Raw genomic sequence first — 20,990 nt, forward strand, 5'->3', positions numbered from 1 at the left:
CCCATGAGGCCCCAACAAGTTTTGCTGTTGGGCCTGATGTTGCTGGTTCCGGTCCTGGCTTTTCTGTTTCTGAAAAGCTTCGGTACCAACCGTTACGCGCTGCCCTTTTACCTGCCCGAGCACGTCGATTCGACGCTGGTGGCCGGAAAATGGCAGCGCGATACTGTTTTCCACCAACTCGGGTCGTTTCAACTGCGCGAGGCTGCCAGCGGGCGCGAGGTATCGGGGGCCGAGTTGCGGGCCCAGAGCCTGTATGTGCTGAGCGCGATGCCGCCGGGCTGTCCGCCTGAGTGCCAGCGACAGACGGCCCAGCTGGTGCGGGTGCAGGAGAAGTTTCGGCAGGAGTCGCGGGTGCGGCTGGCTTCGGTACTCACCGGCCCCGATTCGCTGGCGGCTCGCTACGCCGAGCAGGCAGGCGCCATTGCCGGCAAATGGTATTTTCTGACCGGAAACGAAAGTACGGTAACGCGGTTGTTAGAGCAGGAGCTGCGGCTACCGCCTACTGCCGGCACTTATCCGCTCGTTGTGCAGCTCGTTGACCGCGACGGGTACGTGCGGGGCCGCTACAACGGCACCAGCGAGCGGGATATGAACCGGCTCATCACCGAAATCAGCGTGTTGCTGTACATCTATGAACACCCCTGAACCAATCGTTAATCCTGCCGGAGCCACCAAGTACAAAGTGCTGGCGGCGGTGCTCGGGGCCGTTATTCCGGTAGCGGTAGCCGTGCTGTACTACTTCCCCGGCGTATTTGTCATTCCGGGCCTCAATGTGAAGGCGCTGCCCGCCGTTAACGCTGGGCTCAACTCACTGACGGCCGTGTTCCTGATGTTGGGCTACTACTTCATCCGCCGCAAGCAGGTGGCCCGGCACCGGGCCATGATGGGGCTGGCGTTTCTGCTGGGCTCCCTGTTTCTGGTATCCTATGTAGCCTACCACTCGCAGGTTCCCAGCACCACGTTTGGGGGCCAGGGGCTGATTCGGGGTGTGTACTATTTCATTCTGCTCACGCATATTGTGCTGGCGGCCGCTACGGTGGGGCTGGTGCTGTTTACGCTGTATTTTGCCCTCACCGAGCAGTTTCAGAAGCACCGTCGTATTGCCCGCTGGACGTATCCGGTGTGGCTGTACGTATCGGTGACGGGCGTTATCGTGTATTTCATGATTGCGCCTTATTATAGCTCATAGCAGATGGCGGGGCCGAACCTGCGGCCCGGCTTCGGGGTTATAAGAAAACACGCTTAACACTTCTTCGCCATGAAAAAACTTGCTATAGTGGGCCTGCTGGCCCTGGTTGTCTCGCTGCTCCTGAGCGTGCTGGCCCCGGCGCCCGCCCAGGCCCAGTGTACGCTGTGTAAAACCCAGCTGGTAGCGGGCGGCCAAGACAAGGACAGCTACGATACAACCGGCCTCAACAAGGGCATCGTATACCTGATGGCCATTCCGTATCTGCTGATTGGCAGCGTGGGCTTCTTCTGGTACCGGCACACAAATCAGCAGAAAAAGAAGAAAGCAGGTCATGGCGGAGTCTAAAGCCTATCCCGCGCCGGCCGCTTCCATGCTGACGGGCATTCTGCAGCAACGCTGCCCGCGCTGCCGCCGGGGGCCGATGTTCACGCATTCGTCTCTGAACCTGGCCCATTTCACCGAAATGCCCGCCAGTTGTCCGGTATGCAGCCAGGCGTACGAGCCCGAGCCGGGTTTCTACTTTGGGGCCATGTACATCAGCTTTGCCTTCTCAACGGGCATAATGCTGGTAGTTGGCCTGCTGGTCTATCATTTGCTCGGCGACCCCGATACGTGGGTGTACGTGACGGCCGTGGCCGTAATAACTGTACTGCTAACGCCTTTTAGCCTGCGCTACTCCCGAATTCTGATGCTGTATCTGTTTGGTGGGGTGGAGTATAACCCCCGCTACGGGGCTGCTTCCTGAGTGCAGTGCGACTGGTGGGCCCGCAGTGCCTACCGGCTTAATTGTTCGCCGCCTTCGGGCGGCGTTTTTTTTGGCCCCAAGGTTGTAGGTTTACGGTACTGCCTTACTAGTGGCTTTTCTGTTTGAAACTTCGTCGTCATCTTCCGCTGGTGCTGCTGCTGCTGGGTCTGCAGTGCTTTGTAGCGGCTTACGTGAGTAACCGCTACGGCCAGGATCCGCAGGTGGTATTGCAGGCGTCGGCAACCCGGCTGCAGGAAGTGCTGATGGAAGCCGAGCTTACGGGCGAGCGGGAATCGACCGATGTGCTGCAACGGCTGGCCACAGGCCGCATGGATTTCCGCAGCCTGACGAGCCACACCACTTACCCAACCTTCGTATTCCGGAACGAGCAGCTGCTGTACTGGTCCGACCACGCCGTGCACCCCGACGTGGAGCAGGCCACCCAGCGCTACCACGAGCGGTTGTTGAAAACCCGCTTCGGCACGTTTCTGGTGTTGCGCCACGCCGAGGGTCCCTACATCCTGCTGACCTACATCCCGCTCGAAATTAATTACGGAATCAGCAACCGCTACCTGCGCGACGGTAACGGCCAGGGTATTTTCCAGGGCCAGAATGTGCGGCTGGTAGTAGAGAGGGGCAACACGGGCCGGCCCCGGCTGGTATCGAACGAAGGTAATTATCTGTTTTCGGTAGAAAGCCTGCAGGCCGATGCCATAACGGGCAAATACCTGCCGCTGTGGTTGCTGCTGCTGGGAGTGGGCAGCTATATGACGGCTTGGCTGCTGTGGGCCCGCCGGCGGTTTGCCCAGGGCCAGGCCCTGGCGGGGGTGGTGCTGGTGCTGCTGCCGCTGCTGGTGCTGCGCGGGGCTATGCTGCAGCTGGGGCTGCCGTTCTCGCTGCTCGAGTTCCGCCTCTTCGACCCGCGGGTGTACGCTGCCTCCTGGCTGTCGCCCTCGCTCGGCGACCTGCTGCTGAACGCGCTGCTGCTGGCGCTGGCCGCCTGGTACGGGCTGCGGCTGTTTCGGCGCTACGGGCTGTCGCGGCGGGTGCAGCGGCTGCGGCGCTGGCAGCTGCGCATGGCGCTGGGCACCGGCGTCGTGCTGAGCTTCTACGGGCTGTTGGAGCTACTCTACGATTTTTACACCAGCAGCTTCAGCAACTCCCAGTTGCTGCTCGACATCACCCAGGATATTCAGGTCAGCCCGTTTAAGCTGCTGCTGGGGCTGGCTATTGTGTTGCACACGGGCAGTTATGCAGTGGGCTTCTACCTCCTCACGCAGCTATTTATGCGGGTGGTGCGCCCCTCTACGCGCTACCTGAGCGTGAGTTTGCTGTTGTTCTCGGCGGTGGGGTTTCTGGCAGCGGGTCTGGGCTTGCAGCTGGTGCATTTTACGCTGTTGGGACTGGCCCTGACGTTTTTTCTGGGGCTGCGCGTTACGGGCCTTGTGCCCACGGCGGCGGCGCTGCCCTACCAGCTCTACTTGTTTGTGTTTGTGCTGCTGGCCCTGAGCTCGGCCGTGGGGGCGCTGGCCCTCTATGAGCATTTCAACCGCCAGCTCACCCTCAACAAGCAAAGCCTGGCCAGCAACCTGCTCACCGACAACGACCTGCAGGGTGAGTACCTGCTGGTGGAGCGCGGCCGCGAAATGGCCCGCGACCCGGTGCTGCGCACAATGCTGGCCAGCCCCTTCATCAACCTCGACCTTATCAAGCAGAAAGTAGTGAAATACTACCTGCGCGACTACTTCGACAAGTACGAAGTGCGGGTGCTGCTGTTCCGGCCCGAGGGGCGGGGCGTGGCCATTGGCGGCAACCTGCAAACCACCCGCGACTACCTGCTGCGCAACGCCAGCCCTACCGGCCACCCCAACATTTACCTGGTGCGCGACGGCAGCCGCGCCTTCAACTCGCGGCGCTACGTGGCCTTTATTGCCGTGCCCGCCCCCACGGCCGAGCAGGGCAGCAGCACCATTGCCCTGGAGCTGACGCTGAAAAAGCTCACCGCCAACAGCGTAGTGCCCGAGCTGCTGGTCGACCAAAAGTTCTTTCAGCCCCAGCTGGGTACCGACCTGAGTTACGCGGGCTTCGAGAAGGGCCAGCTGGTGTATAGCGAAGGAGATTTCGATTACATCAATGAGTTGCTGCCGCGCTTCTTCGACGACCCGCGACTGTACACTACAGGCCTGGCCCTGAATGGCTACCACCATCTGGGGGTGCGCGGGTTGGGTAAATCTGACCGGCTGGTGGTGGTGACGACGGCTACGTATTCGTTTGCCGACTGGCTGGCCAATTTCTCGTTTCTGTTTTTGCTCTACAGCTTCTGCTGGCTGCTGCTGATTGGAGCCGTGCTGCTGGCCCGCGGGCGGTACCGGTCGTTGCTGCGCACCAACTTCAGCACCAAAATTCAGGTTTTTCTCAATTTGGGCGTACTCGTGCCGCTGGTAGTGATGAGTGCGGCCATTGCCGGGCAGGTAACCAACTCGTATAAGCGCGACCTGCTGCGCTCCTACCTGCGGCGGGGCCAGGCGGTGCAGGAAAACCTGCTCAAGAACCGGGCGATGCTGGCCCAGGATGCCAACCGCGCCGACCTTGTGGAGCTGGCCGAAAACGTATCGGCCCTCACCGAAACCGACCTCAACCTCTACGACGCCCACGGCGAGCTGCTGGTGAGTAGCCAACCCCTCATTTTCGAGGCCAGCCTGCTGAGCACGCTCATGAATCCGCGGGCCATTACGGCCCTAAGCGAAGATGGCCAGCCGCGGGCCCTGCTAACGGAACGGGCCGGCACGCTCTCGTTTAACGCGCTGTACCTGCCGTTGCGGTCCAATGCGGTGCAGGGTGGCCGATCGGGGCCGGTGCTGGGCTACGTGGGTATTCCGTTTTTCGATTCGGAGAAAGACCTCGATAACAAGCTCACCGAGTTGGTAAGCACCGTACTGAACATCTTCACGCTGATGTTTATCCTGTTTCTGGGGCTGGCCTTTATTGCCGCGCGCCTGCTCACCGAACCGCTCAAGCTGCTCACCGAAAAGCTGCGGCAGACCACCCTCACGGGCCAGAACGAGATGCTGGCCTACGAGTCGGAGGATGAAATTGGGCTGCTGGTACGCGAGTACAACCACATGCTGCTCAAGCTCGATGAGAGCAAGGAGGAACTGGCCATTCAGGAGAAGGAAGCCGCGTGGCGCGAAATGGCCCGGCAGGTCGCCCACGAAATCAAGAACCCGCTCACGCCCATGAAGCTGAGCCTGCAGTTTCTGCAACGGGCCATTCAGGACCGACGCCCGAACTTGGAGGAGTTGCTCACGAAGGTGTCGCAGACGCTTATCACCCAGATTGACGTGCTGACCGACATTGCCACCTCGTTCAGCAACTTCACCAACCTGCCCGCCATGCGCCCCGAGCGCCTCGATGTGGTGCCCATTCTGCGCCGCTGCGTGCATTTGCACCAGAGCCGGCCGGGAGGCGGGGGCATCCGCCTCACGCTGCCGCCCGATATCGGACCCGACCAGTACGTGGTCTTTGCTGATGAAAGCCTGCTGGTGCGCACCTTCAACAACTTGCTCATCAATGCCCTGCAGGCCGTGCCCGAGGGCCGGACGCCCGAAGTGGTGGCCATTCTGGAGCCGCTGGATGCTGAAACGGGCGGACGGGTGCGCATCTGCATTGCCGATAACGGTACCGGCATTTCGGCCGAGGTGCAGCCCCAGATCTTCGTGCCCAACTTCACGACCAAAGCAGCTGGTTCGGGTATCGGGCTGGCCGTGGCCCGGCGCGGCATCGAGAGTGCCGGCGGCCACATCTGGTTTGAAACCGAGGAGGGCGTGGGCACCCGTTTTTTCATTGAATTGCCGCTGGCAGGGTAGCAGAAGATGAAAGTTGAAAGCAAAAGCGAAGAACCGCGCTGACAGCGAAACGCCGCAACGGGCGTTATTCCTGTCGCCGCCGAAAGCCAGCAGACCGTTATGGATTATGCGCAGCGAAGCGCGGCCCCGAGCCGACGGCCCGCCCCAGGTTCAGGCACTAACTGCTGAGCTGAGGCGTTAGACTGGCACCAAAATTCCGGTGTCGTATTTTTACTGAATGAGCAACCGCCTTACGCCCTTTTCACTGCGCTTGCGGGCGCTGCTGGCGGGGCTGTTGCTGTGGTGGTTGCTGCCGGCCGCGGCCTGGGCCCAGCAGCGCCCGGCCGCGCCGGCCGATGCGCCGCCCAGCACCCGGCGCTGCGTATGGGTGCGGCTGGCGGCGAACCAGGATACCACGCTGTTCAGCCTGCAGGATACGCTGACGGTGGTGCCGGCCTCGGTAAGCCTGAATGGCCGCTCGGTGGCCTACGAGCCCGCCACCGACCAGTACCGCTACGTGCGGCCCTCCTCACGCTTTCCGAACCCCGAACCTGGCCTCCCCGATATGGTGCTGCCGCCCGCCGGCCCCGACTCGGTGCTGGTGTGCTACCGGGTGCTGCCGCTGCGGCTGGCCGAGCCGCGCTTCCGGCGGCCCCGCAGCCTGCACGACACGCTGCAGTTCTGGCAGCGACCCACGTTTGGGACCCAGGATTTCTCGGTGAAGGAGCAGATTCTTAACACGCCGGGCATCAACAAAACCGGTAATCTGTCGCGGGGTGTTTCGTTTGGCAACGCCCAGAATGTCTTCGTCAGCTCCTCGCTCAACCTGCAGCTCGAAGGCAAGCTCACCGATAACATCGACCTGACGGCCGCCATATCCGACCAGAACGTACCTTTCCAGCCCGAGGGCAACACGCAGCAGCTGCAGGAGTTCGACCGTATCTACATCACCCTGACCAACCCGCGCTGGAGCCTGACGGCCGGCGACGTGGTGCTGCGCAACAAGCCCGATTACTTCCTGCGCTACTACAAAAACATCCAGGGCGGGGCCGGCGAGGTGAATTTCGGGCAGCTGCCGGCGGGTGGCTTCGGCGGTGGGGCCGGGGCGGGCATCAGCAACCAGCAGCTGTTCCAGTACCCCAACGCGGCGGGTGGCAGCACTGGTACCTTCATTACCACTTCGCCCACCATTGCCCCGGCGGCCGGCTCGGGCCAGGTGCAGCCCGGCACCGCCACGCCGCCCACCGCCGACCCTTACGCGCCGGCGGGGCGCAGTGGTGGCGTGCTCACGCCCAACGGTACCGGTCCCAACACCAGCCAGACCGTAACTACCCGCCGCGAAGCCGGGACGCGGGCGCCGTTGCTGTCGGTGGCGAAAGGGCAGGCCTTTGCTACCACCTCGGTGGCGGCGGGCGGGGCCAAGGGCAAGTTTGCCAGCATTGATATTGCGCCGCTGGAAAACGTGCAGGGCCCGTATCGGTTGCGCGGGCCCAACGGCGAGCAGTTTATCATTGTGCTGGCCAACTCCGAGCGCGTGTACCTCGATGGCCGGCTGCTGGTGCGCGGCTTCGATGCCGACTACATCATCGACTACAACCAGGCCGAGCTCACGTTTTCGCCCCGCCACCTCATCACCCGCAACACCCGCATTAAGGTCGATTACGAGTATTCCGACTTCAACTACGCCCGCTCGCTGGTGCAGGCCAGCCACTACCAGCAGCTGGGCCGTCTGCAGGTGCACGCCAACTTCTACCGCGAAGCCGACAACCCCGACAACTCGCCCAACCTGACCCTGAACGACGGCCAGAAGGCCCTGCTGCGCCGCAGCGGTAACGTGAGCCGCGTAACGGCCCCCGGCGACACGCTCGTGCCCTACGACCGGCGCCAGATTCAGTACCGCCGCGAAACGCTGCCCGACCCCGCCACCGGCCTGCCCACCCGCGTGTTCGTGTACCCGCCGCTCGATACGCTGGCGCTGGTGTACAACGTGCAGTTTACGAACCTGGGGCCGGGGCAGGGCTCCTACAACCTGGGTACTACCCCCGGCGAGGCCAACGCCAACGGCCGCGTGTACACCTTCGTGGGCACGAACCGCGGGACGTATGAGCCGGTGCGGGTGCTGCCCACGCCCCTCAAAAAGCAGCTGATTACGGTGGGTACCAGCTACGCCCTCGACTCGACGGCCACTGTGTTTGTCGATCTGGCTTCCTCGGAGCTGGAGCTGAACCGCTTTGCCGCCGACGGGGCCACCGGCCGGGCCATGCGGGTGGGTTACGTGGTGCAGAACCGGCCCGTGAGCCTGCCGGGACTGGTGGGCTACCAGCTGCGGAGCAATATAGATTACGAGTACACCAGCCGCCGCTTCACGCCCATCGACCGGTACCGCGACATTGAGTTCGACCGCAACTGGAGCACCGGCAATACGCTTATTGGCAACAACCAGACGCCCCGCGAGGAGAACATTTTTAATGCCGGCGTAGGGCTGATAAAAGACGCCAACAACGCCCTGGGCTACCGCCTGAGCCGCCGCTACCGGGCTGGCGAGGTGAGCGGCGTGCAGCACTGGCTCGATGCTGCTCACCAGCTAGGCCGGGTGCAGCTGCGGGGCAACCTGTTTCTGCTGAACTCGCAAGCCGGCCGGCGCGAGTCGCGCTGGGCGCGGGGCGAGGCGGCGGCCCGCTACGTGGGCGGCGCCCTGGAGCCCGGCTACGCCTACCGCTTTGATAAAAACCGCGTGGCCCGCGCCGAGGCCGGCGACTCGCTCACGTCGGCCAACTATTACGACGAGCACGCCCTGTTCGTGCAGAGCCGCGACACAGCCCGCCTAAAGTTTCGGGTAGACTACAGCTTCCGGCGCGACCAGACGCCCAACGCCGAGCAAACCAGCCTGCGCGAGCGGGGCCGGGCCCATACCTGGCAGGGCACGCTCATCTCGCACCTGAGCGCCACCCAGGACCTGAATATTCTGGCCACCTACCGCGACCTGAGCGCCCGCGACACCACCGGCCAGACCCAGCCCGGCGCGCCCGCCCCCGGCTTCGTGCGCGACCGGACCGTGCTGGGCAAACTCGACTGGAACGCCAGCTTCTGGCAGAATACGGTGCGCTCGGAGCTGAGCTACGCCGTGGCCACCGGCCGCGAACTGCGCCGCGACTTCGCTTATCTGGCCGTGCCCAACGGCCAGGGCACCCACTACTGGAACGACCTGAACGACGATGGCCTCCAGCAGAAAAACGAGTTTTTTGAGGCCCAGACGCCCGATGCGCAGTTCCGCACCTACATCAAGGTGTTTCTACCCACCGACGACTACCTGCCCGCCTTCACCAACCGCTTCAGCTACCGCCTCACGCTCTCGGCCCCCCGTGAGTGGCGCGACGCGGCCGGCTGGCGCGAACTGATCAGCCGTTTCAGCACCCTTACCACCGTTACGCTCGACCGCAAAAGCACCGAAAACACGCTCAACGCCCGCCTCAACCCCTTCGCCTTTCAAACCGCCGACTCGCTGCTACTGAGCCTGAACAAACTGCTGCGCAATACGCTGTACTTCAACCGCTCGAACCCTATTTTCGGGGCCGAGCTCACTATTCAGCAAACCCAGCAGAAGGTGTTGCTGACGCAGGGATTCGATACCCGCAACCTGGCCAGCCAGAACCTGCTGTTACGCCGCACGTTGGCCCAGTCGTTCACGGGCCGACTCAACGGCACGCGCGCCATCCGCGAAAACCAATCGAGCTACCTCGAAACGCGCAATTTCCGGGTCGAGCAGTACGAGGTGGCGCCCGAGGTCAGCTACCAGCCGTCCACGGTTTGGCGCTTCACCACCACCTACCTGTTCACCACCAAGCGCAACCTGGCCGGCGCCGATGTGGGTACGAAGGGCACCTTCCACGAACTGGGTCTGGAAACCCGCATTAGCCAGGTGGGCAAGCGCACCGTATCGGCCACCGGGCGCTACGTGGGCGTGGGCTTCACGGGCAACCAGCTCAGCCTCGTGGGCCTGGAAATCCTAAACGCCCTGCGCCCCGGCACCAACTTCACCTGGAACCTGAACCTGGAGCAGCGCCTGAGCAACGGCCTCAACATCACGCTAGCCTACGACGGCCGCAAACCCCAGGGCCTCAACGCCATCCACACCGGCCGGATGCAGGTGGCGGTGTTGTTTTAGGGTGAATTACAGAACCTCGCACTCTTATGAATTACAAAAAATTAAATGGCTGGGCCAGACGAGCATTCTTCCTACTCATGTTCATTATTTTAACACAATGTCGGTCAGACGCGAGATGGGAACAGCCGGTTCAAACTCAAATAGCTAGTGATACTCTTGATGTAACTGCTTTTAATATCGAACACGAAACAAGCAGTCCTGAGTTAGCCGACTGGGTCCTATTTGAAATTGGTCAAGAAATTATATGCGCTCCTTATGGTTGGAAAGCGAAACCAAGAAAACACGAACTTGCTCTCTTGCCACCTAGTAGCACGGATAGTATAGAACGTATAACATTCACTAGAATTTATAAAAATATTGACTCGCTCGATTACAATGCTTTTGCTCGCGGAATAAGTGAAAAAGCCTTTGATGGGTTTGCTGTTCAAGGTGCAGATACATTGAAAAAGCTAGTTTTTCAACATGATTTTGCCTATGAGCGAAACGTTGAATTTATTTATAATACAATAGCCTATAAAGGATATTGTATAGTTTACGTTGATGATAGGTTCGTTTATAAGTATCAAATTACATTATCAAATGATAGATTGAATAAATATAATGGTGATTTGTTTAAAGATATTATTGGTAATTTGCAAATTAATAAAAAATATATTATGAGAAATGAAAATCCGTTAAAGCAACTGATATTCGTTGATTAAACTAAGTGCAACTACCGCAGCTCCACCAGCCGCCGAATAACCGGCAGCACCGCCAGCTCCGTTTGCCCGGCCGGCTTATTTAGCGCGTCGAGCTGCTTCAGGGCGGTGGCTTGCCACTCGGCATCGGGCTTCTGCTGCTTCTCCAGCAGCGCCAGCCGCTCCAGGCCCAGGGCGGCGGCGGCACTCAGGGCGGCCGAGAGCGGGGCGTACTCGGTGAGGGTAGGGGAGGCGGCCAGCAGCGGAATGAGGCGGGAGTGGTTGGCCTGCCAGGCTTGCAACTGCTGACGCATGGCCAGGGCATTGCGGCGGCCGGGCACCATGGTAAACACTGAGCCACGCCCGGCAAGCGCCACGGTGGCTTCCATGAGCGAATCGACCCGGCAGTTGAAGTTTCGGGCTACGTCCGATTCGGCCGGGGCGGCATCGACGAGGCGGTTAAGGGGCGTGCTGGGCGTGTAGGTGAAGCCCTGGAAATGGCGCTTGTATTCCTTGACGGGCTCCAGCACCTGGACCAGCGTGCGCAGCGCAACCACGTCGGTGGGGCCGGCCAGCTGGCGCAGCAGCTGCTCGGGGGCGCTGCGGTGCTGCAGCCCCAGGCCCTCCAGCTGCCGCGACACGGCAGCCAGGCGGCGGTACATGTCGGGTGTGTTGTTCACGTCGCGGGCCGACCACAGCCGCTCGGCTACGGCGGCGGCGCGGGGCCAGATGCGCGAATCCACGATAACGCTGTCGGCAAATTCGCTCCACATGGTAGCCTCACCGCCCCTGATAAGCCGCTGCTGCGCTACGTTGAGTGGGTTATCGACGGGCAGCGGGTCGGTGCCGTAGGCGTTGGCAGCCGACAGGTAAAGGTCGAGGTAGTAGCCGTTGGACAGGATGGCCCGGTTGCCCGCCTTCGCCGCATCGTAGAGGCCCTTTTTACCTCGCCAGCTCTGGATTACCGCATCCTTGGGTAACCCGGGGCCCAGAATTTCGTCCCAGCCCACCATCTGCTTGTTGTACTTGGTGAGGATGCTGAGTACCCGGCGGTTGAAATAGGTCTGTAGCGCGTGCTTGTCGAGCGTTTTACCATCCGGCTTCAGCATCTTTTTGGCCTTGGCAAAAGCCATAATGCGCGGATTGCCGCGCCACTGCCGCCCATCGTTTTCGTCGCCCCCGATGTGGAAGTACGGATCGGGAAACAGGGCCGTCATCTCGCCAAACAGCGTATCGAGCAGTTGGTAGGTGGTTTCCTTTGTGGGGTCGAAGGCCACGTTGGCCAGGCGCCAACTCTGGTACACGGTTTTGTAAAGCGTGTCGCCGGAGGCCAGCTGCGGGTAGGCGGCCTGCCAGGCAATGGTGTGGCCGGGTACATCGAACTCGGGCAGCACCCGAATGCCACGGGCGGCGGCGTAACGCAGCACCTCGCGCACCTGGGCCTGGGTGTAGTACTGCCCGCTTACCTCGTGCAGGCGGGGCAGCGCGCGGCTTTCCACCCGAAACCCCTGGTCGTCGGAGAGGTGCCAGTGTAGTACGTTGAGCTTGGTGGCCGCCATGGCATCGAGGTTGCGCTTGATGACGCTGACGGGCATAAAGTGCCGGGCCACGTCAATCAGCAGCCCCCGCCAGGCAAAGCGCGGCTGGTCCTGGATATCCACTTCGGGCAGTGCTGAGTGGCGGCCATCGGGCTGGGGCAGCTGCTCCAGCGTAGCCAGCGCGTGCAGTACGCCCAGCGTGGTTGGTGCGTCGATGGTGACGCCGGTAGGCGTGACGCGCAGGCTGTAGCGCTCCTCATCAAACAGCTCGGGCCGGCCCACTTTGCCATAGCTGATTTGCAGGGGCAGCGTGGCAGCGTCGCGGGCTGTGGCCGGAGCCTGCCGGTTGAGCCGCTTGAGCGTCCGGGCCACGGCGGCGGCGGTAATCGTGTCGGCCGGCCCCTGTAAGCGGGGGCGGAGCACGACCTTCCAGCCCAGCATACCCGTACCCCAGCGCACCGTTGTAGGCACCGGTAGCAGGTTGCGGGTATCGGTGGTGGTGGGCTGGCAGAAAGCCGGGCGGGCCAGCAGAAACACAAGCAGCAGCAGAAATGGGCGCATGAGAGGCGGAGCGGGCGGGTGGGTCGCAAAGTTAGCAAGGTAGGGGCGGGGCGTACCCCCGCCCGCCCGCCGTTGACCGGCCCACCCGGGATTCGTTCAACAATAATCGTTTAATGGCGGGCGGGAGCAAGCCCCGCCCCTACAGCAGGCCACTCAAATCAGCCCCCGGGCCTTAAATTCGAGGTATTTGTTGATGGTGTTGGCCGTGAGGTTCTGAGGGGCGGTGAGCAGGGAGTGGATGCCGTACTGGTTCAACTCGCGCACGATCTGGCGCTTTTCCTGGGCGAATTTCTCGGCCACCGTCTGGTTGTAGACCTCCTGGGTGGTAGTGGCGGCAGAGTTGAGGTAGGCGCTCAGTTCGGTGTTTTCGAAGAATACGACCAGCAACAGGTGGCTTTTGGCCAGCCGGCGCAGGTAGGGTAGCTGGCGCTGCATGCCGTAAAGCGTCTCGAAGTTGGTGAACAGAATCAGCAGGCTGCGCTGCCGGATTTGGTGGCGCACCGTGAGGTAAAGCCGCTCGTAATCGGTTTCGAGGTACTTGGTTTTCTGCCGGTACAGCACCTCCAGCAGCTGCCGCAGCTGGCCGCTGCGGCGGTCGGCGGGCACCAGCGCGCCGGGCTGATGTGAGAAGGTGATGAGCCCGGCCTTGTCGTGCTTGCGCAGGGCAATGTTGCTGACGACCAGCGTGGCGTTGATGGCGTAATCGAGTAGACTCAGGCCTTCAAACGGCATGCGCATCACCCGGCCCTTATCAATGAGGCAGTACACCTGCTGGGCGCGCTCGTCCTGGTAGTGATTTACGGCCAGCGCGTCGGTGGCTTCGGGGGTAGTAGCGCGGCGGGCGGTGGCCTTCCAGTTGATGCGGCGCGGGTCGTCGCCGGGCACGTAGGGCCGGATCTGGTCGAACTCTAGGCTCTGGCCCACCCGCCGGATGCGCTTTACGCCCACCTCCGTCAGGCGGTTGCTGGCGGCCAGCAGCTCGTACTGCCGCAGCTGCAAAAACGACGGGTACACCGGCACCATGCGGTTCTCATCGAACCGGAACCGCCGCCGCACCAGCCCCAGCGGCGAGGCGGCGTACACGTTCAGGGCGCCGAACGCGTACTCGCCCCGCTTGGTGGGCCGCAGCTGGTAGCGAATCACGCTGGTTTCGCCCGGCTGCACCACGGCCCGAAACAGCACGTCGCGGCGCTGAAACTGATGCGGCACCTCGTCGATGGTTTCGGTGCGTAACGGGAAGCGGTACTGGTTTTCGAGGTAGATAGCTACGTCGTTGTCGGAGCCGTTGGCCAGCTTGTCGCCCAGTACCCGGCGCCCGAACACGCCCCCGCCGGTGCCGTAAAGCAGCGCTGCATCCAGCAACGTCAGCAGTGCCAGCAAACCCAGCGCCAGCTGCAGCGGCACCAGCCAGCCCGGCAGGAAAAAGGCCACGGTCAGCCCGATTACCAGTGCCGTGAGGGCCAGGAAAAAGCGGCGAGTCAGAAATAAGCTACGCAGAAGCTGCATCAGTAAAACCAGAGCTAGAAGCTAGTTTCCCTCCTTGAAAAGGAAGGGATATGGGTGGTTGACCTTGTTGGACGAACTTAATCATCAGTCGTTCAAACTGACGTGCAACGAGCCAGCTACCCCAGCCGCAGCAAGCTACGGCAGCCCCTCTTCAACTGAGGAAAGGCGTATCGTTCATTGTCTTCGTCCTCATCTGGGCACCTCCATCTGCTGCAGAATCTGCTTTACTACATCGTCCGGGGTGCCGCCTTCCATCTCGCGCTCGGGCGTGAGCTGGATGCGGTGGCGCAGCACCACCGGGGCCAGGTACTGGATGTCTTCGGGTGTGATGAAGTCGCGGCCGCGGAGGGCGGCCAGGGCTTTGGCGCCGTTGAGCAGGGCCAGCGAGGCGCGGGGCGAAGCGCCCAGGTACAGGCCCTTGTGGGCGCGCGTCTGGCCCACGAGGCGGGCAATGTATTCCAGCAGCTTGGGCTCCACGTGCTGGCGGCTCACCTGCGCGCGCAGCTGCCGCAGGTCGTCGGCCGATACCACGGGCTGCACTGCCTCCAGCGGGGTGCCGCCGAAACCGGCGTGGTGGCCCTGCAGAATGGCCACTTCCTCTTCCAGAGTAGGGTAGCCCACGCTTAGCTTGAACAGGAAGCGGTCGAGCTGGGCCTCGGGCAGGCGGTAGGTGCCTTCCTGCTCGATGGGGTTCTGGGTGGCCAGCACCACGAAGGGCGTGGGCACCGGATAGCGGACACCATCCTGGGTTATCTGCCGCTCCTCCATCACCTCAAACAGCGCCGACTGGGTTTTGGCCGGAGCGCGGTTGATTTCGTCAATCAGCACCACGCTAGCGAAAATGGGGCCGGGCCGGAATTCAAACTCGCCTTTTTGGGGCCGGAACACCGAGGTGCCCAGCACGTCGGAGGGCATCAGGTCGGGCGTGAACTGCAGGCGGCTGAACGGGACGCTGAGGGTGCGGGCGAGCAGCTTGGCGGTAAGCGTTTTGGCCACGCCCGGTACGCCTTCCAGCAGCACATGGCCGTCGGCGAGCAGGGCCGTGAGCAGCAGCTCGGCCAGGTCGCGCTGCCCCACAATCACCTTGCTCAGCTCACCCCGGATGGCTTCGGCGTGGCGGCTCAGGAAACTCAGGTCGGTGCGCGAAGCTAGAGTGGCCGGCGCACCGGAGCCCGCTGTTGTACCAGCCGCCGTGCCGCTACCAGTAGTTGGCTCGCTACCAAGCGCCACCGGACTGTTTGTATCCGGCTGCGGGGAGTCTATGTGTTCGGGGGAATCCATGTTCAGATTATTCTCCATATTGAGGCTTGATTTGCAGGGTGAGGACTTTATAGTATTAATAAGATCAACAAGATATTTGTGTTAATTGCTTGTCATGAGTCTCTGAGGCGTGATATTGGAATAATCATAAATAAGAAAAAGTCAATTTGATACGATAATACAATTCTAGGCAGCCTGCTGGCGGAAGCGGCTTATTGCCCGGTTTAGCGCCAGCAGCTCCTCGTCCGAAACCTGGCGCGCGGTGAGGGTGCGGTTCATGCGGCGCACCAGTTCATCCAGCTCCGGGCGCGGTACGCCAGCCTTTTGAGCCAGCCGTTCGCGGGTCGATTCATCGGCCAAATCTAGTCCGGGCTCGTGGTAGCGGGCGCGCAGGAAATCATGAAACAGCCCGATTTTCTTCTCCGCAATAAGCGCGTGGTTGCTACCCTGCCGGTAAAGGCTGGCCACGGTGCTCGTGAACAACAGCGTGGTGTTAGGCAGAGGCTTGATGATCGGGATGATGCGCTGCCGCCGCCGGGCCTCAAACAGCACGAACAACGCCAGTCCGGCCAAGCCAGTCCATAAGGCCCAGCGTAGCGCCTCGTGCGCCACCAGCACCCGCAGCAGCGACTGCTCGCCCAATGGTCCCTGCTTCTGGTATTCATCCCAGAAAACCGGCTGGCCCGCCGGCAACCTCGATAGTGCCGCGAAGGCGAAGCCCGCCGTGGCCGGCCGCAACAGGCGCAGGTTGCTGAAGGCGGAAGGAGTTGAGCTCAACAGTATTTCGCCCCGGCCCACCGGCACGCGCACCAGCACCGGCCGGCGGCTGGCATCGTGGGCCAGCACCGTAGCCCGGCTGCCCGCCGTGGCCCGGAAGAAGTACGCCACCTCGGCGGCCGGAAATGGGTAGCTTACAGCAGCCCCGGCCGGCGGATTTACCAAGGTGAGGGTGGTCGTGCGGGCCCGGCTACCGCGGCCGGCCGGGAGCCGGCCAAGCCGTATCCGCCGCAAAAGCAGCAGGCTATCGAGCTCCAGCACCGGGCGCAGCTCTAAACGCAGCGAATCCAGCAGCGCGCCGCTGATGTTCTCGCCCGTAATCAATACATGGCTGCCTTGAGCGGCATAGCGCAGCAGCGCGTTCTGGTCGAGCGGCGAGCAGAAAAAGCCGTCGTTGATGAACAGGTAGCTGGCCCGGCCAGCGCGCAGGGCGGGCACAGTGCTGCCAGCGGTGGTGTCGGGGTTTACATCGGCCCCCAGGCCGGGCAGCAGCTGGTTGGCAATGGGCAGGCGCACAGTGCTGATGGGCTGACCCGGAAACAGGGCCGGCAGCTGGTCGTAGAGCGCGTAGGTGCCGTAGGGAATTTTGTCGCGGTTGATGAATGTGGGGTTCCAGTTGGTTGGCTGGGGCCGGAAATACTCCACCGCCACAAACGCCACGAACAACGCTACCAAACCCAGCAGTAAAGCACGGAAACGAGTCATGTTAGCTTAGGCTACTAGCTTGGAAGAAATCAGCTGCCGGATAAACCCCTGCTGCTGCTCGCGCAGGGCCGGGTACTGCTCGGCCGCGAGGGGCAGCTCGCCGTACCAAACGTACTCGAACTGCCGGGTGAGGGTGCGGAATCCGGCGGCCTGGGGCGTGCCGGCCAGTTCGCGCAGGTAGTCGTGGTTGGTTTTGTCGGGTTGCCACTGAATCAGGTTCCGGTCGGTGAGGTGGCGCAATGTCTGGAGGTAGCCCAGGCGCAGGGCCAGGCGGTAGTTGCCGGCCTGCTCGGCCCGTGCCAGCGCGGCGGCGAAATCGATACCCCGGATATCCTCGGCCAGCGCTTCGTAGGGGAGGGGCAGGGCCCGACTACGGCGGCCCAGTAGCCCTGTTACATCCAGCCGAAGCAGGCGTAGCAGCAGGTAGCCGAAAGCCGCCGCAAACAGCGCGTACACCACGTAGCGGCCCCGCGTTTCGTATGCTTTTCCCGAAAACAGCCCGGCAATTCGCCGCCAAAGCTCCCGCCAGAACCGCGACCACAGGCTGTCGGAGCTGCTTTGCGCGGGTTCAGGCTCCACGTACTGAAACTCGCTCTGCCTGCGCAATTCGGCCAGCCGTTCGGCCGCCGGCCGCCGCAGCCGCCCGGCCGGAGTGGTATCGGCCCGCAGGCGCACGTAGCGTGGCGCGGCTGCGGAGCCCAGCGAGTCGGGCCCGGGCGACAGTATTGGCGGGCGGGGTGGCGCCTGAGCGCGGCCGCTTGCCGGGGCCAGCAGCACCAGGCCCAGCAGCCCGGGGAGCAGAGCGGGATAGAAACAGCGCAGGAAAAAAAGCTGGGGCATAGGAAAGGAAAGTCCTGCGTTGGCCAGGTTATTTGCCTGATTGACAGAGGATAAATGCATTGCCGGCCGCAGGATAGGGCTAGTATTCGCCCTCGTCATCGGGCCGGAGGCCCTGGGGTGCGGCAACGGGCACCGGCGCACCAATGGCCTCCACCATCAGGCGGGTGCCGGTGCCGTCGAGGCGCTCCACCAGGTTGAAATACTGGAAACTCAGGGCGATGAGGATGAAGGGGTAATATAGCAGCGTAACCAGGCTCTGCAGGATGGAATACACAATCATCAGTACCCGCATCGTACCCGTATCCAGCTCGCCGCCCATCATTCCGGCAAAGGGCAGCCCCAGAGCCGTCAGGGCCGTTACCGACAGGATGAGAATCAGGTACATAATAAACGTAATGACCATGAGCAGCCCAAACGTGGACCACCACTTGCCCCAGGCCAGCCGGAAGCTGCGGGTGAGGCTGCCAAAAAAGCCCCGCCCTTCCCGCAGCCACACAATAAAGTAGAGGCTCAAGGGCACAAAAGAGTAAAATATGCCGATGTAGAGCAGCAGCACAAGTGGGAAGATCATCCAGGGAGCCGAGCTCATCGTTGACCCCAACCCGAAGATGACGCCCCCAACAACCATGGAGGCCACCACAAACAGCAGCCCCAGCCCAATAAAAGAGCCCACCATTCCCAGGAACCGGGATTTCACTACCTGCCAGACCTCACCGGCCGTCACCGGCTCGTCGGTCGTGCGGTCGGCCTGGAGCACGACATAGCCGAATACCACCAGATGCACCACCGCAAACAGCAGGATGCCCGAAAGCATCGTCAGCCAGAGCGTAGAAGAGGTAAATACATCTGGCAGTATAGCACTAGTTAACGTGCTATTGGAACTGGTAGGTTTTTTAAGTAGACGCATAGCCTGCATCAACTGACTCTGCAACAGGCTGGTGCCGATGCCGGTGAGCAGCGCCAGCGGCAGCACCAGCACCACCAGCACCCGTGCCAGCGGCGTCGCGTGGGCCCGAATGAAGTCGAACGTGGCTTCCATTTTCTGGCTGAAGTCGCGGCGGCGCAGAAAATCGGTGGGCCGGTTAAAGGCAAGGTAACGGCGCATATTTTTAAGCTTTTAGCTATCAGCGGCCCGCTGTTAGCTTTTGTTGTTTGGTAGTGCGTATAATTCAAGAAATTGCGTTTTCCAGCTAACAGCTAACAGCTAACAGCTAAGTAGCCCGCCGCGCCAGCCACCAGGGATAGGCCACAAAATAGCCCAGAATAAAGGTGGCCGAGAGGCCGATGATGCCCAGGCTGGCGTAGAGTGGCATCTGGGTATGGCGCGTCACGAAGCCCTCGAGAAAGCCGGCCACGATGAACACCGGCACCAACGCCAGCACCAGTTTCATCCCGTCGCGGGCGCCGCGGCGCAGTGAGTCGCGGCGCGAGTAAGTGCCCGGGAACAGCAGGCTTTGCGCCATGATGGCCCCGGCCCCGCCGGCCAGCACAATGGCCGAAATTTCGAGCGTGCCATGAATCCAGATAGTGAGCACTGAGGGCAGCAGCAGGCCTTTCTGGTGAAAGAAGAACTGGAATGCGCCCAGCATCACGCCGTTGCGAAACAGCATGAAAAACGTGAATAAGCCCGCCGTAATGCCCCCGGCAAAGGCATAAAGCGCCACCCGCACATTGTTGAGCGTGATTTGCAGAAACATTAGGCTCTCGTCGGTGCCCTTGTAGATGGCCATTGGGTCGCCCTTCTCAATGTTGGCCAGCGTCCGGTTCACATAGTCGTCGCCGAGTATCAGGCGCACAAACGAGTCGTCGTAGGCAGCCGAAAGCGCCCCGATAAAGCAGGTAAGCAGGAAGAAAGCCAGCGTGGCCAGCAGTATCCGGTGATGCCGAACGATGATAAATGGCAGTTCGCGCAACCAGAAATCGGCGAAGCGGCCATGCTCCTGCTTTTTGTTTTTATAAAGCGACTGGTGTAGCTTGCCCGTCAGCGCATTCAGGTAGGCCGTGGTACCCGAGTCGGGGTAAAAGGTCCGCGAATAAGCCAAATCGTCGGTCAACTCTACGTAGCGCCGGGCTAGCTCCTCGGGACCGGCGGGGGCACTGGCTTCGTAGCGTTGCCAGCGGGCTTCGTTGAGCCGCAGAAAAACCGTTTCGCGCATCGCTTTTACTGCTTGAATAAAAGGCAGACCCGGTCCGCCGGGCTAAATATACACGATTCCAGTGGGCCATTGCGGCTCTTTTTTCAGGCTTTTCTATGAGTACGATTCGCATCCAGACTACCCAGAACGTGGTGCTCGAATACGAGGCTGCCAGCGTGGGCGACCGGGTGCTGGCCCAGGTGCTCGACGTGCTGGTGATGGTGCTGTGGGCCGCGGTGGTCAGCTTCCTGATTCGGCAGGTGGCCGACTCGCAAGATGGCCGGCAGATTATGGCCTACGTGCTGGTGTACACGCCGCTGCTCATCTACCATCCGCTGTGCGAAATCTTTTTCAATGGCCAGAGCCTGGGCAAGCAGGCGCGCAAAATCAAAGTATCCCGCCTCGACGGCACCCGCCCCGGCACCGGCGACTACCTGTTGCGTTGGCTGCTGGGGCTGTTTGAAATCGGGATGACGGCGGGCTCGGTGGCACTGGTAGCTACGCTTTTCAACGGCCGCGGCCAGCGCCTGGGCGATATGGCCGCTGGCACCACCGTCGTGAGCCTGCGCCCGCGCGCCCCCGATGTGCACACGCTCACGGCCGAAACCCAGGTGCCGGCCGGCTACCAGCCCGTTTTCGAGCAGGCCCGCCACCTCTCCGACCACGATGCCACCCTCATTCGCCAGCTGTTTCGCCAGGCCGGTACCCAGGGCGACTATGCACTGCTCAACGAACTGGCCGGCAAAGTCAAATCCGTTACCACCATTTCCACCGACCTGCCCGACGAGTCCTTCATCCGCACCGTGCTCCGCGACCATGCCTACTTCGCCGCCCAGGAAAGCCCGCACGGGTAGCCCTGCATGGCTAACCAATTGCCTTGTAGTAGCTCGGTGAGTATGGTTCCGGCAGTGCAAAATAGAGCCGGAGCGCGCAAAGCAGCAGTACCAGTAGCCTGCAACACAATACTTCTGCCAGCAAAAAGCCCCTGACATTCGCACGTCAGGGGCTTTTTGCTGGCAGAAATGTTGTGTGGTGAGCTGGTATTGC

15 protein-coding genes are annotated in these 20,990 nt (G+C 61.9%); 8 read left to right on the forward strand and 7 right to left on the reverse strand.

Features of this window, described 5'->3' with window-relative positions:
• Window positions 1–3: 3 nt before the first annotated feature.
• The 7 genes from BLW21_RS07840 (at window position 4) to BLW21_RS21085 (ending at window position 10,645) form a co-directional block, all read left to right on the forward strand.
• Window positions 4–645, forward strand: coding sequence for an SCO family protein (locus tag BLW21_RS07840; protein ID WP_139255128.1), 642 nt, complete (start codon window positions 4–6; stop codon window positions 643–645).
• Window positions 632–1,189, forward strand: a complete 558-nt coding sequence (locus BLW21_RS07845; RefSeq protein WP_092738901.1) for a DUF420 domain-containing protein — start codon at window positions 632–634, stop codon at window positions 1,187–1,189. The genes BLW21_RS07840 and BLW21_RS07845 overlap by 14 nt, the downstream gene beginning before the upstream one ends.
• A gap of 69 nt (window positions 1,190–1,258) precedes the next feature.
• A complete protein-coding gene (locus tag BLW21_RS07850) occupies window positions 1,259–1,534 on the forward strand; it encodes a hypothetical protein (protein WP_092738902.1) in 276 nt (91 codons plus the stop codon).
• Entirely contained in the window at window positions 1,521–1,934 is a 414-nt protein-coding gene (locus tag BLW21_RS07855; RefSeq protein WP_245711839.1) for a DUF983 domain-containing protein, read from the forward strand. The genes BLW21_RS07850 and BLW21_RS07855 overlap by 14 nt, the downstream gene beginning before the upstream one ends.
• A gap of 122 nt (window positions 1,935–2,056) precedes the next feature.
• Entirely contained in the window at window positions 2,057–5,800 is a 3,744-nt protein-coding gene (locus BLW21_RS07860) for a sensor histidine kinase (protein WP_139255129.1), read from the forward strand.
• A gap of 217 nt (window positions 5,801–6,017) precedes the next feature.
• The gene (locus tag BLW21_RS07865) at window positions 6,018–9,944 is read left to right on the forward strand and encodes an RHS repeat domain-containing protein (protein WP_092738904.1); all 3,927 of its coding nucleotides are present in this window, start codon (window positions 6,018–6,020) and stop codon (window positions 9,942–9,944) included.
• A gap of 26 nt (window positions 9,945–9,970) precedes the next feature.
• Entirely contained in the window at window positions 9,971–10,645 is a 675-nt protein-coding gene (locus BLW21_RS21085; protein WP_139255130.1) for a hypothetical protein, read from the forward strand.
• 11 nt (window positions 10,646–10,656) lie between these two features.
• On the opposite strand, the gene BLW21_RS07870 is transcribed toward BLW21_RS21085, so the two are convergent.
• The 7 genes from BLW21_RS07870 to BLW21_RS07900 all read right to left on the reverse strand — a co-directional run bounded on the left by BLW21_RS07870 (window position 10,657) and on the right by BLW21_RS07900 (window position 19,964).
• Entirely contained in the window at window positions 10,657–12,720 is a 2,064-nt protein-coding gene (locus BLW21_RS07870; protein WP_092738905.1) for a beta-N-acetylhexosaminidase, read from the reverse strand.
• A gap of 153 nt (window positions 12,721–12,873) precedes the next feature.
• Window positions 12,874–14,226, reverse strand: a complete 1,353-nt coding sequence (locus BLW21_RS07875) for a DUF58 domain-containing protein (protein WP_092738906.1) — start codon at window positions 14,224–14,226, stop codon at window positions 12,874–12,876.
• 189 nt (window positions 14,227–14,415) lie between these two features.
• A complete protein-coding gene (locus tag BLW21_RS07880; RefSeq protein WP_262490435.1) occupies window positions 14,416–15,525 on the reverse strand; it encodes an AAA family ATPase in 1,110 nt (369 codons plus the stop codon).
• Window positions 15,526–15,672: 147 nt separating this feature from the next.
• A complete protein-coding gene (locus BLW21_RS07885) occupies window positions 15,673–16,968 on the reverse strand; it encodes a DUF4350 domain-containing protein (protein WP_139255131.1) in 1,296 nt (431 codons plus the stop codon).
• 6 nt (window positions 16,969–16,974) lie between these two features.
• Window positions 16,975–17,808, reverse strand: a complete 834-nt coding sequence (locus BLW21_RS07890; RefSeq protein WP_175470899.1) for a DUF4129 domain-containing protein — start codon at window positions 17,806–17,808, stop codon at window positions 16,975–16,977.
• A gap of 79 nt (window positions 17,809–17,887) precedes the next feature.
• Window positions 17,888–18,913, reverse strand: a complete 1,026-nt coding sequence (locus BLW21_RS07895; protein WP_092738909.1) for a hypothetical protein — start codon at window positions 18,911–18,913, stop codon at window positions 17,888–17,890.
• A gap of 106 nt (window positions 18,914–19,019) precedes the next feature.
• Complete coding sequence (locus tag BLW21_RS07900) at window positions 19,020–19,964, reverse strand: stage II sporulation protein M (RefSeq protein WP_092738910.1); 945 nt, start codon at window positions 19,962–19,964, stop codon at window positions 19,020–19,022.
• A gap of 95 nt (window positions 19,965–20,059) precedes the next feature.
• Between BLW21_RS07900 and BLW21_RS07905 the strand changes: the two genes are divergently transcribed.
• Window positions 20,060–20,797 carry an RDD family protein gene (locus tag BLW21_RS07905; RefSeq protein WP_092738911.1) on the forward strand — a complete coding sequence of 246 codons (738 nt, stop codon included), beginning with the start codon at window positions 20,060–20,062 and terminating at the stop codon, window positions 20,795–20,797.
• The last annotated feature ends 193 nt before the right edge of the window (window positions 20,798–20,990 follow it).

Origin of the sequence: Hymenobacter psychrophilus (assembly GCF_900107135.1) — a bacterium.
In the GTDB taxonomy this organism is placed as follows: domain Bacteria; phylum Bacteroidota; class Bacteroidia; order Cytophagales; family Hymenobacteraceae; genus Hymenobacter; species Hymenobacter psychrophilus.

Bases quoted from the DNA above. Each gene is read 5' to 3' on its own strand.
- BLW21_RS07840 (WP_139255128.1), top strand. From the start codon at position 4: ATGAGGCCCCAACAAGTTTTGCTGTTGGGCCTGATGTTGCTGGTTCCG.
- BLW21_RS07845 (WP_092738901.1), top strand. From the start codon at position 632: ATGAACACCCCTGAACCAATCGTTAATCCTGCCGGAGCCACCAAGTAC.
- BLW21_RS07850 (WP_092738902.1), top strand. From the start codon at position 1,259: ATGAAAAAACTTGCTATAGTGGGCCTGCTGGCCCTGGTTGTCTCGCTG.
- BLW21_RS07855 (WP_245711839.1), top strand. From the start codon at position 1,521: ATGGCGGAGTCTAAAGCCTATCCCGCGCCGGCCGCTTCCATGCTGACG.
- BLW21_RS07865 (WP_092738904.1), top strand. From the start codon at position 6,018: ATGAGCAACCGCCTTACGCCCTTTTCACTGCGCTTGCGGGCGCTGCTG.
- BLW21_RS21085 (WP_139255130.1), top strand. From the start codon at position 9,971: ATGAATTACAAAAAATTAAATGGCTGGGCCAGACGAGCATTCTTCCTA.
- BLW21_RS07870 (WP_092738905.1), bottom strand. From the start codon at position 12,720: ATGCGCCCATTTCTGCTGCTGCTTGTGTTTCTGCTGGCCCGCCCGGCT.
- BLW21_RS07875 (WP_092738906.1), bottom strand. From the start codon at position 14,226: ATGCAGCTTCTGCGTAGCTTATTTCTGACTCGCCGCTTTTTCCTGGCC.
- BLW21_RS07880 (WP_262490435.1), bottom strand. From the start codon at position 15,525: ATGGAGAATAATCTGAACATGGATTCCCCCGAACACATAGACTCCCCG.
- BLW21_RS07885 (WP_139255131.1), bottom strand. From the start codon at position 16,968: ATGACTCGTTTCCGTGCTTTACTGCTGGGTTTGGTAGCGTTGTTCGTG.
- BLW21_RS07890 (WP_175470899.1), bottom strand. From the start codon at position 17,808: ATGCCCCAGCTTTTTTTCCTGCGCTGTTTCTATCCCGCTCTGCTCCCC.
- BLW21_RS07895 (WP_092738909.1), bottom strand. From the start codon at position 18,913: ATGCGCCGTTACCTTGCCTTTAACCGGCCCACCGATTTTCTGCGCCGC.
- BLW21_RS07900 (WP_092738910.1), bottom strand. From the start codon at position 19,964: ATGCGCGAAACGGTTTTTCTGCGGCTCAACGAAGCCCGCTGGCAACGC.
- BLW21_RS07905 (WP_092738911.1), top strand. From the start codon at position 20,060: ATGAGTACGATTCGCATCCAGACTACCCAGAACGTGGTGCTCGAATAC.